The sequence below is a fragment of the Psychrobacter nivimaris genome (assembly GCF_043419765.1).
Lineage (GTDB): Bacteria > Pseudomonadota > Gammaproteobacteria > Pseudomonadales > Moraxellaceae > Psychrobacter.
On record NZ_JBHOFX010000004.1, the window covers coordinates 209,053 to 222,440 of the forward strand.

Genomic DNA, 13,388 nt, shown 5'->3' on the forward strand with positions numbered 1-13,388 from the left:
CCAATAAGTAAGGGATGGGAATAACTAGTGAGCGACATGGTAAAAAATACCTTATTGTGGCTGGTGGTAATCGGCGTTTTGGTGCTGGTGTTTAGCGGCTTTGATCAATCCTCTGAGCCGGATAACCTTAACTACTCTGAGTTTGTGACCGCAGTGTCAGAAAACCAAGTAGCCAGTGTCGAGATCGACGGCGAACAGATCACCGGCGAAAAGAAAAATGGTTCATCTTTTGAGACCATTAGACCAGCTGTGTCAGATGACCAGCTCATGCCAATGCTACGTGAGAACCAAGTCGAAGTTCAAGGAACTGCACCAAAGCGCCAAAGCGTACTAATGCAACTACTGATAGCCAGCTTCCCAATTCTATTGATTATTGGTCTGTTCTTATTCTTTATGCGTAATATGCAAGGCGGCGCTGGCGGTAAAGGCGGTGGCCCAATGAGCTTTGGTAAATCAAAAGCGAAAATGCTGACCGAAGATCAAATCAACGTTAACTTCGAAGATGTGGCCGGTTGTGAAGAAGCCAAAGAAGAAGTTGTTGAAGTGGTTGAGTTCTTACGTGATCCAGATAAATTTACCAAACTGGGTGCAACGATTCCTCGTGGCATCTTGATGGTAGGTCCTCCAGGTACAGGTAAAACCTTGTTAGCGAGAGCTATTGCTGGTGAAGCTAAAGTGCCTTTCTTCTCAATTTCAGGTTCTGATTTTGTTGAAATGTTCGTCGGTGTTGGTGCATCACGTGTCCGTGATATGTTCGAACAGGCGAAGAAAAGCGCTCCTTGTATCATCTTTATTGATGAGATTGATGCAGTCGGTCGTCATCGTGGTTCCGGTATGGGCGGCGGTAATGATGAGCGTGAGCAGACATTGAACCAACTATTGGTTGAGATGGATGGTTTTGAAGGTAATGAAGGCGTTATTGTTATTGCCGCAACCAACCGTGCTGACGTGCTTGATAAAGCGTTACTGCGTCCAGGTCGTTTTGACCGTCAGGTACAAGTAGGCTTGCCGGATATCAAAGGCCGTGAGCAAATCTTGAAAGTCCATTTGAAGAAACTACCAAACACAATCAGTGTAGATGCCAGTTCTCTTGCTCGTGGTACGCCTGGATTCAGTGGTGCACAGCTTGCGAACCTTGTAAACGAAGCTGCATTGTTTGCCGCGCGTCGTAACAAGACTAGCGTCGATATGAATGACTTCGAAGATGCAAAAGACAAGCTATATATGGGTCCTGAACGTAAATCAATGGTAATCCGCGAAGAAGAGCGCCGTGCAACTGCATATCACGAAGCGGGTCATGCGTTAGTAGCTGAGCTATTGCCAGGTACAGATCCGGTGCATAAGGTCACTATTATGCCGCGTGGCTTTGCCCTTGGTGTTACTTGGCAGTTGCCTGAGCATGATCAGACCAGTATGTACAAGTCTAAGATGCTAAGCGACATTGCTATCTTGTTCGGTGGTCGTATCGCTGAAGAGGTGTTTATCAATCAAATGTCAACGGGTGCTTCAAACGACTTTGAACGTGCTACTAAAATGGCACGTGCAATGGTCACAAAGTACGGTATGTCTGATGCACTCGGTATCATGGTGTACGAAGATGACGACAACTCGCAAGGATATTTCGGTGGTGGTGGTCGTACTATCTCTGAAGCCACGCAGCAGAAGGTCGATGAAGAAGTGCGTCGTATGCTAGAAGAGCAGTATGATATCGCTCGTGAATTGATTGAAGCCAACCAAGAAAAAATGCATGCAATGGTTGATGCACTTATGAACTGGGAAACTATTGATCGTGACCAACTGCAAGATATTCTAGCAGGTGAAGAACCGCGTCCACCAAGAGTTTACCAGCATAACGAAGTAAACTTGTCGAAAAACGATGTTAAAACAACGGGTGCTACACCGCCACCATTACCGGCGATGTAAATGCTAGCGTACTCATGTTTTATAAAAAGCCCTTTATGATAGAGGGCTTTTTTATTGTCATCATTTTATGAAGGATTTAGAACCCTATAAGATTTACTGGTATCATAAGCGTAGATAACAATAAATAGGGCGTGTTGAACACTCACAAATAGGCACTGCTAATCACTAAAATTGTTTCAGATAAGGTATAAAGCGACGGTAATGCTCCAGCCTTAACTAGGTTTGCAACGTACTGCTTGTATGGATCTGGGGACAGTTTTAGGCTCAGCTCTAATATTAACAGAAGGAGACAGGACTCTTTTTTGCCATTTCATTGTTAAAAATACACGCTTAGAATGACTAAACTTACTATTTTTAACGTCGAACTGTCTAAAAAAATAGTCTCTGTCAGTGCCATGGTCGAATGTTCAATACGCCCTAAAGCTGCATTATAAATTTTACTTGCGATGGATTATCCATGTCATTATTCCAACCTTTACCCAACTACCAAGTATCTAGCCGTGATAAAACCTTAGATTTGTCGCAGCCGCATGTCATGGGCATCTTGAACGTAACGCCAGATTCATTTTCGGACGGCGGGCAATTTAACGCAGTAGATAAGGCCGTCGCTCATTGTCAGCAGATGATAAATGAAGGTGCTACTATTATCGATATCGGTGGTGAATCTACTCGTCCAAATGCGCAAACTGTGGCAACTGATGATGAGATGCAACGAGTTGTGCCGGTGGTTCGAGCCATTCGTCAGCACTGTGGTGATGCCATTTGGTTATCGATTGATACTAGCAGCCCTGAAGTCATGCAGGCAGCGTTTAATGAAGGTGCTGACATTTGGAACGATGTACGAGCACTGAAACGTACTGGTGCGGCAGAGCTGGCAGCTAAGCTTGATATACCTGTTATGCTAATGCATATGCGCGGTGAGCCAACGACAATGAATAATCTGGCACAGTATAACGATGTGATCGATGAAGTGCGTACAGAGCTGCTCGACCGTATTAACAAAGTAGTCAGCATCGGCGTTAAACAAAGCAATATCATTATCGATCCAGGTTTTGGCTTTGCTAAGAACTATGAGCATCACTGTGCATTATTAAGCCAGCTGAGTAGCTTGCAAACATTAGGATTGCCAATGATGTTTGGCATTTCTCGTAAGCGTTTTTTAGCAGAAGTATTGACCAAAAGTGTGGCTGAAGCTGTGAGTACGACGCAAGCGGTAGAGCGTGATTCGGCAGGAACCGCTGCTGGGTTGTTTGCGCTACAACAAGGCGCAAGTATCATTCGTACGCATAATGTGGCGATGATGCAGCAAGCAGTGGCCTTATGGAGTCAACTGTCAGAATATCGTTGTTAATATCACTTTATAAACGCAAATGCGCAATAAATATTCTTAGGCTTATAAATATTCTATACGCTATGCTTAACGTCTATTTTTAAACTATCTAAACCCGCAAAACTATATAACTTAATAAGAGTAAATCTATGACAAGTACAACTCAGCCAGAACCAACCAATGAACAGCGCCGTATCATTTATCAAGCTCGCCGCGGATTAAAAGAATTGGATTTTTATATTGATCCTTATGTCAAAGAGCTGTATCTGACAGCAGATGCTACTGAGCAAGCAACATTTGCAGAAATGCTCACTCATGAAGACCCAGACTTGCTAGACTATTTTACCAATCAAAATCGTCCAGAAGAGGACGACATCTGGGCATTGGTCAATAAGATAAAAACATGGCGCCATACCAAAGACTTGGTTTAGGTCTTAAAGAATGGGTCGGCACAATATCTAACGTTTCCCATGGTACGCTTATATGACGCCAGTAACCTCGCTACGTATTGATACAGCTATCACGCCTGCCAGTTATATACGCGCGCTGCTATATGTAGGTTTGACTGGCGTTATGATGATATTGGCATGGTTTGCATCTTTGGCCTTATGGCAGTATTTACTAATCTTAATAGTCTCGGCAGCAGTCGCAAGTTATCTGATTATATCGAGACCAATCCTATTACATATTAGTCAGCCAGCGCTCAGTCAGCGTGTCGATAAAGAATGGCAATTACTGATACGAGCGGGACGCGGCGATGAGTTATGGCAAGCAGAGTTGGTCGATATAAATCGCTATCAATGGGCGATGAGTGTCGAGTTCAACATTGTTGAGCCTTATCAAAGAACGTTTTCGACTACTATATTCCGCGACCAAGTGAATCACGAGCAATGGCGACAATTGAATATTTTAGCGAATACCAGTAAGGGTAATATTAGATAGCTGAGTATTTATGGAGCTTAGGTTTTTCCTTTTACGATGAGAAATCCCTACACGTCATAACAAAATAGCTATCTCAAAGGACAAAGAGGTTTGTTATATTAAAATCTGTTATATTAAAAATAGAAAATAAAACTCATAAGTCTGCTGTCCTGTTATTAAATAACATATAGGCAGATATGAGGTTTCATAAATTTTAGCAGTATTTTTGTACTAAACAATACGATAAAAAGAGGAATAGATAATGAGCTTATTAGGGAATTTAGTGAGCCAAGTGGCACGTAGTGCAATGAATCCAGACGACGCTCAGCGTAATCCAGTTAACCAACGTACTGAAACACGGCAGACTGGCGGACTAGGTGATATCTTAGGTAGCGTATTAGGCGGTGGCAGTCAGGCAGGTGGTTATAGCCCTCAACAAAATAGCCGTCAAGCAGATAATGGTTTTGGCTTAGATGACATCATTGGTGGTCTCACGGGCGGCAGTCAGCGCGGCGGTATGAGCTCAGGTGTTGGCGGACTCGGTGATATTTTAGGTAGTGTATTAGGTGGTCAGCGTACTAATAGTGGGTTTGGTGGTAAAGGTATGCTCGTTGCATCATTGATGCCTATGGTACTTAGCTGGATCAAACGTAATGGTGGCTTGAGCGGTGCATTGTCGAAAATCACTGGTATGGGTTACGAAGGTCAAGCACGCTCTTGGATGAGTAATAACGAAGCAAATGATAATTTAAATCCAGACGAAATTAATCGTTTATTTGACGAAAACGAAATTCAGCAAGTAGCCGCTCATACTGGTGCTAATGAAACTGAGGTAAGACAGGGACTTGCTGAGCTATTGCCTGAGGTCATGAATCAGCTAACGCCTAATGGTAATCTAGATAATGAGTCTGAAGCCAATGAAGAGATAGATCAAATCATTAGCCAGCTATCTAGCCGTCTTGGTAATTTTAAGTAGTTTGTTCAAGTAGTTTGGCAGCTTAGAATTTGAAAATTTCTAACTGAATACTTAAAAGTCATGTAGATTAAAATAATTGATAGTATTGATTAAAGAGCACGTTATATAACGTGCTCTTTTTTACGTCTATCACAAGAGCATGACTGTCGGTAAATACTGTTTGGCAGGGACAGTGATAGCGATAGTAAGCCCTTAAAATCGCTCGTCTAGCGTCTCTGTTGTATGGTTAAGTGCTGCAAAGCAGATATCGGTATTGAACCCTCTATACTGTAAAAAACGTAACTGTTTAGCTTTTTCCTTTTGTTCAACTGGTATGTCATTACCGTATTTTTTGGTACGTGCTATCACCGCCAGTTTTAGCCAATCTACACCGTCTACTAAGTTGTCTGCATCATCATCTACAAACTCACTAAATTCATCAGACTCAGTATTTGCCATATCGATTAGCTCATCAATGTTACCTGGCATAGCAATCTTCTTACGATAGAATTCTTGTTTGATCCGGCCACGTCCACGGCCTTTACGGATATTCTCACGTATCAGCATTAGGGTAGTGCGGTAATCACTTTGATAACCTTTTTCTTCAAACTCATCGAGCAGTGCATCAATTTTCTCTGGATCTTGTTCTTTGTCGATCAGCTTTTGCTTTAGCTCAGCCTTACCGTATTCACGGCGTGATAAGTAATAAAATGCGAGCCAACGCAACCGACTTTCTGCTTTAATCGCATCGATTTCTGCTTGTTTTTGTTCAGGGGTTCGTAAGTAGGCTTTGAGCGCAGCTGGTATGTTATCGTTTTGGCTGTCTGTTTCACTATCATTGATAGCAAAAAGCTCAGCTTCATTTTCTGAGTTTTTGGATAGTGGCTCAGTGCTATCACTAGAACCAGTTGTCAAACCATCACTAATTTCGTCATTATGAATGTCGAGTTTGACTTCTGCCAGCATCTCTTTAATGGTTTGCGTTTCAGGGGGTTGATATGTAGGGGCGTCACTAGGCTCAGCGATAAAATTAGCCGCTGGATGGAAACGCTTTTTACGTTTTTTAGATTTAGAAGTCTTCTTTGACTTAGGAGAGGAGTCTTCAAAGAACGCTGTATCAATAGTAGCGTCATTCGTGACTGAATCATCTTTACTTGAACGAATAGTCCGTCTACTAGACTTCTCTGGTTTTTTAGACTCTTTCGTATAAGAGTTCTTGGACGGTTTTTTTGATTTTTTATCAACAGAACTAGCTGAGTCGGCGCCCGACTCAGCTAGGATTTCAGCTAAGGTTTTAATTTTCATAATGAATCATAGTGACTGACAACAGTTAATTGTTAAACCATTATTGTACAGGTTCAGAAGCCTGTTCTGCTTCTTCAGTTTCATCGGCTTTACTATTTTTCTTTGTACCAAGCTTTTCGTCACGAATTTTGTCTTCGATTTCTTGAGCAATGGCAGGATTCTCTTTTAAGAAAAGCACAGAGTTGGCTTTACCTTGACCGATTTTTTCGTCGCCATAGCTGTACCAAGATCCTGCTTTACCAACCGCTCCAATCTCTACACCTAAGTCAATGACTTCGGCTAAGTGGTTAGTACCTTCACCGTAAGTAATTTCAAACTCAGCTTGGCGGAAAGGTGGTGCCATTTTATTTTTAATGACTTTGACACGGGTCTGGTTACCGATGATTTCATCACCGTTTTTGACCGCACCAATACGGCGGATATCCATACGTACAGAGGCGTAGAATTTCAGCGCGTTACCACCAGTCGTAGTCTCAGGGCTACCGAACATAACACCGATTTTCATACGGATTTGGTTAATAAATACCACCATACAGTTAGAGCGTTTGGCGTTACCAGTGATTTTACGTAGGGCTTGGCTCATCAGACGCGCTTGCAGACCCATGTGTGAGTCGCCCATTTCACCTTCAATCTCGGCACGTGGTGTCAACGCAGCTACTGAGTCAATCACGATCATATCGATTGCGCCTGAGCGTACTAACATGTCGGTAATTTCAAGTGCTTGCTCGCCATTGTCAGGCTGCGAGAGCAATAAGTCATCAGTGTTTACTCCAAGCTTGCGTGCATAAACAGGGTCGAGCGCATGCTCGGCATCTATGAAGGCACAGGTACCGCCTTGCTTTTGACATTCTGCAATAGCTTGCAGGGTCATCGTCGTCTTACCTGAACTTTCTGGACCGTAAATTTCAACGATACGGCCTTTTGGTAGACCACCAATACCAAGCGCAATGTCTAATCCTAGAGAGCCTGTAGAGACCACATCGACATCCATAATGGCCGAGTCATCGCCTAGATGCATGATGGTGTTTTTACCAAATTGCTTTTCGATTTGACCTAATGCCGCTTTGAGGGCTTTGGCTTTATTGTCGTCCATATTGGATTCCTTGTTTTCGGTAGTTAAGTTGATGCTATAAATAAAATATTGGTACTGTTAAAACTTTTGGCAAACGCATACTGACTGTTATGAAATCGGCAATTATTGTTTGGCTGTTTTATCGAAAAATAGGTTGTCACGTGACTGGTATAGGTAGTAGTATCGAATGTATCGTTCTACTATACAGTAAAATTAAATAGCGAGAGAAGTAAAAATAAGTCCGTAATACACTGTCGTTATCATTGTTTTTAAGTCAGACTTGGCGTGCTAATTACTTGACTCAACTTCTTAACACTGTTGATTTGATAAGGTAATTATAACAAAAGCAAGGCACTATAATGAGCGTTGAGGGATGCTAGACGACACTATCTGTCGTATGGTATGCGGCTAAAAATCTATAGAAATGATGCGATAGGCCGTTGTTGTTTTGAACCTTATAATGACTATGCTTGTCAATAGATTTAGGAGTTGTCCACAACAAATAAAAGGCTTATTTTCACTAATTGTGAAACATTATGAATAATTAAATTATTTTAGAAATTATTTAAAATAATTTTTTATGTGTGTGAATTTAATGTAAGTAATTGATTTTTAAGGTTTTATAAATTGTACAAAAAATGAACGATTTTACCTTATCCTTTAATTTGCTTAGCTATAAACTTGTCAAGTGGTGACTTATGCACAGGGTTATCCACAGCTTATGGGGAGAACTCTGTAAAGCCTTATAATACATAAGTTTACGTAGATTATTAGTATTAGGAACGGATTCTATATTTCGTTTCTGATCACTTTAGAGAAGCAATTTTGTCTACAAACAACGCTATGAGCGCTATGTTTCACAAATTATAAATTTATATTTTTTTATGCATAGTCATACTATAGGCATTAAAAGTCAGGAGTATGACTCAAGATATATACCTAAGATGTCAACAGACATAGTTATGCATAGAATGTCTAGTATTTTTGAAGATATTTTCTATAGCATATAGAAGGCCACAAAAAAGCGGCTACATCAGATAGCCGCTTTGTCAAAACACTTAAAAGTAGAGCTGTATTAATCAGTCTTTGATATAGATCAAATCCCACACACCATGCCCACGGTCGAGGCCACGACGCTCAAACTTGGTCATTGGACGGAAGTCAGGACGCTCAGTGAAGTTACCTGTACCTGCTTTGTTAGTCAGTCCAGCGAAACCATCCAATACTTCAACCATCCAAAATGCATAATGCTCCCAGTCAGTTGCTGTATGGAACCAGCCGCCTTGTTTTAAGCTGCGCGTAACGATAGTCATACGTTCAGGACTGACAAAACGACGCTTATAGTGGCGCTTCTTTTGCCATGGGTCAGGGAAGTATAGCTGAATACGGTCGATATGGTTTTCTGGTAGCTGCTTGAGCAATTGAATGGCATCACCGTTGATGATTTTTACGTTGCTCAAATCTTGGGTGCCAGCCATATACGCACATTTACCAATACCAGGCTCATGCACTTCTACACCAACAAAGTTACGAGTAGGGTCAGCGGCCGCCATTTCAATAAACGAATCACCCAAGCCAAAACCAATCTCTACCGTAAGCGGCGCATCTGGACCGTTAGGGCTATCAGCAAATAACGTACGTAAGTTGTCAATACCGGTAAGATCGCCATCACCAAAACTGTTATTGACCAAATACTCAGAAAACTCTGGAGCAGTTAATGCAAGCTCAGCGTTTTTGTTCATGTGCGTACGGCGCTTCATAAACGTATTGACGATGCGGATATGCTTGTCAGAGGTCGGTTCTATTTCTTGGTTGGTGCTGTTATCGATATCGATAGGCTCGCTTGTGCTATTAAGGGTTTGCTTATCAGTAGTATTGGTACTATTGACGTTGTCATTGATATCAGAATGTTGACTCATAGGATTCGTAAGGCTTAATTAGGTGGGTGATGTTTGCTTATTATAAGTTAAATCCATACAACTGTGAACGGACAATCCTATTTTCGCGTATTTGCTGGTCAGTGCTGTGGTTTCTCTATGTTACACACGGGTTTTGGCATTATCATATAATGGTATTTTTCAAATGCTTTTTCTAAGAATCAGTAAGTAGAGCGTGTTGCCATGTTATTTATCGAGACCGATTCACCGCCACCGTTTTATCAAGAATCGTTAACACCTGCTAAACGTAAGCAGTTAGACAAGTGGTTCATAGGCAATCGTACCCAGCGTTATTATCTCAAACGCTTTGAGCAGTTTGATCAGCAAGGTTATCTGTCGCCAAAATGGCATTGGGCTGCGTTTTTTATCACTTTTCCTTGGCTGCTATATCGCAAGCGCTATATGGATGCGATTGTGTATAGTGTCGCAGGGTGGTCTTTTATTCAGCTTAATGTGGCACTAGTGCTAGTCGCTTTTGAGTTTGTAGCGATGTCCTATGTGCCAGATGCCTATCAGATGGCAATACGTATCGGCATTGCTGCCGTTATTTGGCTATTTTGGTCGTTTATGGTGGCACGCTGGACAGATGCGTATTACTACCGTATGGCAAGGCGTGAGATCGCTGATGCGATAAATGATCATCCGCGAGATGAGGCAGCACAGAAGGCACATCTGCAAAGAGAAGGTAGCGTTAGCTTATTTGGACTGGCATTAGGGTTTGGTTTTTTTGCGTTTTCGCTATTGGTGATTAAGGTGCAGTTTTTGCCTATTATCGCTAAGCCAAAAGCAAATGAAGTGTTGTTTGATGCTTATAATATTGCGAAGAACGCCCAAAACCGAGTGGCATTGATTTATCAGCAGACAGGGCAGTGCCCAGTAAATCTGCCCCTGAGTACCGAGCAGCAGCAAATACGCATGCATGTCAACATTCAGGCCGATGGCGTGACAGAAACCGACTGCGCGGTAGTGGCAACGATTCAAAACGTGACGTTTCCGATACGCTATTTAAACGAGCAGACGCTGGTCTTTTATCATTCACCAGAAAGTGATAACTGGGATTGCATAAGCTCACTGAATAAAAAACAAGCCCCTAAAAACTGCATGGCTGATTAGGGGCTGTTTTTCACGAGTGCTTGTAGATGTTGCTAGTACTGAGAGCTACTGCTTAGAGTCCGTTGCAATATCATCTTTTTCATCAACTGGTGTTGCTTGGCTCTTTAATGCCTCATAAAAATCGGTTAAATCCATTTTCCGTGCTTTACCAATGTCTTCGTCAAACAAGCTTTCAAGCTCAGCCATTGCTGATTGTGCGGACTCAATCATGCTGGCTTCATCATCATAAATGGCTTGCTGACGTTCAATCAAATCATCATCATAATCACGGAATGTTTTTACTGTTTCTCGCGCTTTTTCTGGAGAAATACCTAATAACTGTAGCGATTCGCGCGACATGTCCAAAGACGACAGATAAGTCTCACGCCAAATGTGACGCACGCCAACCTCACGCAAGCGATAATAGTGCTGACGATCGCGGGCTCTTGCCAATACAATTAACTCGGGATAATTCTTACGAAGATACTGAGCGGTGGTGATAGAACGCTCTAAATCGTCGATGGCAAGAATAAACACTCGCGCTTTTTGAATACCTGCTGCTCGTAAAATCTCAGGGTTTTTCGGGTCGCCATAATAGACTTGGTTACCGAATTTGCGAACGAAATCTACTCGGTTTGCAGAGCGTTCAATGGCGGTAAACTCGATATTGTGCATGCGCAGTACACGGCCAATAATCTGACCGACGCGGCCGAAGCCCGCAATAATGACCTGATGCTCATGATCAGGAATAGTGTCGTATTCGCGGCTCGGTTTGCTCTTGGCGAATAACGGTTCGCCTATTTTTTCTAATAACAAAAATGCCAGAGGCGTTAGCGCCATTGAGATGGTAACGACAAGGTTAAGGGTATTGGCAAGCTCGGGACGTAAGACATTTTGGGCAGTGGCGACACTGAATAGGACAAAGGCAAACTCACCACCTTGAGCCAATGTCACGCCCAATCTGATGCTGGTCGGCCAGCGATTGCCCGATACCTTTGCAATTCCTGCAATCACTGCAAACTTGATAAACATCAAGGCGAGCGCACAGCCAATAATAAAGATGGGTTCTGCTAAAATGAGTTTGACGTCGGTAAGCATACCGACCGACATAAAGAATAGACCTAACAGCAATCCTTTAAAAGGTTCGATACTGGCTTCTAATTCGTGACGATACTCAGAATCAGCGAGCAACACACCTGTCAAAAATGCACCTAATGCCATTGATAGACCGATTTGACCCATCAAAATAGACACGCCCATCACGATAAATAGCGCGACCGCTGTCAGTAGTTCTGACGCACCACTGGAAGCCACAAATTTGAAGAAGGGTCGAACCACATAACGGCTGGCAAAAATCAGACCGGCAAAGACAGCAAATACCTTACCAAAATAAATTAAATCGTAGCTTTGCTCACGCACCCCTGATAAGAACGGAATGACTGCCAACAATGGAATGACCGCAATATCTTGGAATAACAAGATAGTGAAGGCTTCTCGACCATGCGTGCTCGAAAGCTGCTGTTTTTCAGTCAGTATCTGTAGTACAAACGCGGTAGAAGACAGGGCTAAACCAAAACCAACGATAAAGGCAGTATCTAGTTGTAAGGAGAAAAACTGGTGTAGGAGCCACATCAGTAGCGTACCAGTCAAACCGACCTGCAAACCGCCCAATACAAATATAGAGCGGCGCAATGCCCAGAGCCGCGAAGGCTGGAGCTCAAGCCCGATAATAAACAGCAGCATGACCACGCCAAACTCTGAGAAGTGCAATAAACTTTCAGCGTCGCCTGCCACATCCAAGCCACTTGGGCCCAATATGAGTCCAGTGATGAGATAGCCTAAAACCGTTGCAATGCCGAAGCGTTTACCGAGAGGGACAAAGAGCAATGCTGCTCCCAAAAAGATAGTGGCTTGCAACATGAGATTTGGTGAGCCGGCGGCGGCAGCAAACATCTGGGCTCCTTAAAAATTTGAATAAAATATACGATATAAAATCAACGTGACTAAAATCAGTATGGCTAAAACGATATCGCGCTAATATCTATTATTTTTTACGATAAATTTTCCACACACCATTGTCTGCAAGCGGATTATTATAAGCATCGTTGCGGCGTTTACGCGGTGTCTGGCGACTATCTACAATCTTAAAGTCAGGCAGGGCATGTACAATCAGACCAGTACGATAAAACCGTACCCGCTCAGGCTCTAGCATCTCGCCCTTACTATCGCGACAAAAAACATAAGCACGCAGATCGATAAACTCACGGTGCGCTACCAGTCGCGCTTCGTCATCGTTATCTAGCACCGCTGTCATGCGCTCAATTTCATCATCCGTATATTGACCACACTTATCGGTCAGAGCACCTACTGACCCAAAGCTTTTGGATTCTTTAGCGCGTGTCTTAGTTAAATGTAGACGCTGAACATGATAGATAAATTGCGGTATTTCCAGACTGGCAGGGAGCGGTAGATAGTCAGGTGGCATGTTGGCCGCTGGATAAAAATCCTTTGCGCGCTCAAGCAGATTTTGCCAACGTTGTTGATAGGTTTGGACTTCGGCTAAGTTGCCTTCATAAATAGGCATATCACGAATTTGGCGCAAAACATCAGGTGGAAACTGTTCATTACGAAAGTTTGCAATGTCTTCTTGCAGCGTTGATAACAAAACTTTGGCGTGTTTTTTGCCATCTTTTGATGCAGGATCATCGATATAGTCTGGGGCGACAAAGGGTGCTGAGCGTCTAGACATAGTGTTGTATCATCAATAGATAGAGTGAAAATACCAAAAAGTATGATTATAAAAATTAACTGGGGTGCTAAACAAAACTTTATAATAGTTATTATAACCACATA

General features: G+C 42.6%; 11 protein-coding genes. 6 read left to right on the forward strand and 5 right to left on the reverse strand.

Translation table 11 applies throughout. The annotated features are described in order from the left end of the window. Positions 1-27 precede the first annotated feature (27 nt). The 5 genes from ftsH to ACHEVO_RS10375 all read left to right on the forward strand — a co-directional run bounded on the left by ftsH (position 28) and on the right by ACHEVO_RS10375 (position 5,150). On the forward strand, positions 28-1,923 hold the full coding sequence (gene ftsH, locus ACHEVO_RS10355; RefSeq protein ID WP_114700600.1) for an ATP-dependent zinc metalloprotease FtsH: 1,896 nt from the start codon (positions 28-30) through the stop codon (positions 1,921-1,923). A gap of 457 nt (positions 1,924-2,380) precedes the next feature. After that, positions 2,381-3,274: a dihydropteroate synthase gene (gene folP / locus ACHEVO_RS10360; RefSeq protein ID WP_394124851.1), complete on the forward strand. Its 894-nt coding sequence runs from the start codon at positions 2,381-2,383 to the stop codon at positions 3,272-3,274. Between the two features lie 128 nt (positions 3,275-3,402). Next, positions 3,403-3,684, forward strand: a complete 282-nt coding sequence (locus ACHEVO_RS10365; RefSeq protein ID WP_057761419.1) for an FAD assembly factor SdhE — start codon at positions 3,403-3,405, stop codon at positions 3,682-3,684. A gap of 52 nt (positions 3,685-3,736) precedes the next feature. Further along, entirely contained in the window at positions 3,737-4,195 is a 459-nt protein-coding gene (locus tag ACHEVO_RS10370; RefSeq protein WP_394124852.1) for a hypothetical protein, read from the forward strand. A 241-nt stretch (positions 4,196-4,436) separates the two neighbouring features. Continuing rightward, positions 4,437-5,150 (forward strand): YidB family protein, encoded by a 714-nt coding sequence (locus ACHEVO_RS10375; RefSeq protein WP_394124853.1) that lies wholly within the window; start codon positions 4,437-4,439, stop codon positions 5,148-5,150. 192 nt (positions 5,151-5,342) lie between these two features. Here ACHEVO_RS10375 and ACHEVO_RS10380 read toward each other — a convergent pair whose 3' ends face one another. The 3 genes from ACHEVO_RS10380 to trmB form a co-directional block, all read right to left on the reverse strand. Next, positions 5,343-6,434 carry a regulatory protein RecX gene (locus ACHEVO_RS10380; RefSeq protein WP_394124854.1) on the reverse strand — a complete coding sequence of 364 codons (1,092 nt, stop codon included), beginning with the start codon at positions 6,432-6,434 and terminating at the stop codon, positions 5,343-5,345. 40 nt (positions 6,435-6,474) lie between these two features. Next, the gene (gene recA, locus ACHEVO_RS10385; protein WP_101205782.1) at positions 6,475-7,527 is read right to left on the reverse strand and encodes a recombinase RecA; all 1,053 of its coding nucleotides are present in this window, start codon (positions 7,525-7,527) and stop codon (positions 6,475-6,477) included. Positions 7,528-8,585: 1,058 nt separating this feature from the next. Beyond that, the gene (gene trmB, locus ACHEVO_RS10390) at positions 8,586-9,425 is read right to left on the reverse strand and encodes a tRNA (guanosine(46)-N7)-methyltransferase TrmB (protein ID WP_394124855.1); all 840 of its coding nucleotides are present in this window, start codon (positions 9,423-9,425) and stop codon (positions 8,586-8,588) included. Positions 9,426-9,626: 201 nt separating this feature from the next. On the opposite strand from trmB, the gene ACHEVO_RS10395 reads away from it, so the two are divergent. Continuing rightward, positions 9,627-10,556 (forward strand): DUF2628 domain-containing protein, encoded by a 930-nt coding sequence (locus tag ACHEVO_RS10395; RefSeq protein ID WP_394124856.1) that lies wholly within the window; start codon positions 9,627-9,629, stop codon positions 10,554-10,556. Positions 10,557-10,601: 45 nt separating this feature from the next. Here the strand turns inward: ACHEVO_RS10395 and ACHEVO_RS10400 are convergent, their stop codons facing one another. Both ACHEVO_RS10400 and ACHEVO_RS10405 read right to left on the reverse strand, forming a co-directional pair. Next, positions 10,602-12,488 (reverse strand): monovalent cation:proton antiporter-2 (CPA2) family protein, encoded by a 1,887-nt coding sequence (locus ACHEVO_RS10400; protein WP_394124857.1) that lies wholly within the window; start codon positions 12,486-12,488, stop codon positions 10,602-10,604. Between the two features lie 91 nt (positions 12,489-12,579). Then, positions 12,580-13,284 carry a hypothetical protein gene (locus ACHEVO_RS10405; RefSeq protein ID WP_394124858.1) on the reverse strand — a complete coding sequence of 235 codons (705 nt, stop codon included), beginning with the start codon at positions 13,282-13,284 and terminating at the stop codon, positions 12,580-12,582. Positions 13,285-13,388: the final 104 nt, after the last annotated feature.

Excerpts from the sequence above, each read along its gene's own strand:
- folP (WP_394124851.1), top strand. The coding sequence starts at position 2,381 with ATGTCATTATTCCAACCTTTACCCAACTACCAAGTATCTAGCCGTGAT.
- ACHEVO_RS10365 (WP_057761419.1), top strand. The coding sequence starts at position 3,403 with ATGACAAGTACAACTCAGCCAGAACCAACCAATGAACAGCGCCGTATC.
- ACHEVO_RS10370 (WP_394124852.1), top strand. The coding sequence starts at position 3,737 with ATGACGCCAGTAACCTCGCTACGTATTGATACAGCTATCACGCCTGCC.
- ACHEVO_RS10375 (WP_394124853.1), top strand. The coding sequence starts at position 4,437 with ATGAGCTTATTAGGGAATTTAGTGAGCCAAGTGGCACGTAGTGCAATG.
- ACHEVO_RS10380 (WP_394124854.1), bottom strand. The coding sequence starts at position 6,434 with ATGAAAATTAAAACCTTAGCTGAAATCCTAGCTGAGTCGGGCGCCGAC.
- recA (WP_101205782.1), bottom strand. The coding sequence starts at position 7,527 with ATGGACGACAATAAAGCCAAAGCCCTCAAAGCGGCATTAGGTCAAATC.
- trmB (WP_394124855.1), bottom strand. The coding sequence starts at position 9,425 with ATGAGTCAACATTCTGATATCAATGACAACGTCAATAGTACCAATACT.
- ACHEVO_RS10395 (WP_394124856.1), top strand. The coding sequence starts at position 9,627 with ATGTTATTTATCGAGACCGATTCACCGCCACCGTTTTATCAAGAATCG.
- ACHEVO_RS10400 (WP_394124857.1), bottom strand. The coding sequence starts at position 12,488 with ATGTTTGCTGCCGCCGCCGGCTCACCAAATCTCATGTTGCAAGCCACT.
- ACHEVO_RS10405 (WP_394124858.1), bottom strand. The coding sequence starts at position 13,284 with ATGTCTAGACGCTCAGCACCCTTTGTCGCCCCAGACTATATCGATGAT.